Below are 416 nucleotides of genomic sequence, written 5' to 3'. Positions count from 1 at the left end.
CTCCAAGGTACTTATCTGGGTCTACGTTGCGGATGCTGCCAGCTGCTCACGTTACCGTACGGGAGTCTCATCGCGTTTGAACTCAGCCGGCGGCCGAGTCGCTCGCGGACCGGTAACGGCACGCCGCGAGTCAGTCCCACCACCCGCCGCTGTACACCGCGTGCAGCCCGGCGACGCGATTGTCGATCACGTCCTCGTCGACCTCGCCGCCGAACAGGGCGTCACGGGTCAGAGACCGCAGCATTGCGCGGCGGGCGGTGCGGTCCGATCGGTACCAGGAACGTCGCGCGGTCTTGCGGTAGGAGGTGTCGGAGAACATGCGCCGCCACACTGTGCGGTCGAGTATTGGGGACCAGTGGCAGTTTGTTGCAGGAACGCTCCAGCGTCCGGTGGGTCGCAAAGGCTCAGGGTATGCG

At 65.6% G+C, this 416-nt stretch carries 1 protein-coding gene; it reads right to left on the bottom strand.

Going from position 1 to position 416, the window contains the following annotated elements; translation table 11 throughout:
- Positions 1–130 precede the first annotated feature (130 nt).
- The coding region (locus JHD79_RS22540; protein WP_233164849.1) for a hypothetical protein at positions 131–416 on the bottom strand (286 nt) is incomplete at its 5' end.

The organism is Pedobacter sp. ASV28 (genome assembly GCF_016428855.1).
Taxonomy (GTDB): Bacteria; Bacteroidota; Bacteroidia; order Sphingobacteriales; family Sphingobacteriaceae; genus Pedobacter.
This window is presented reverse-complemented; position numbering and strand designations above follow the sequence as displayed.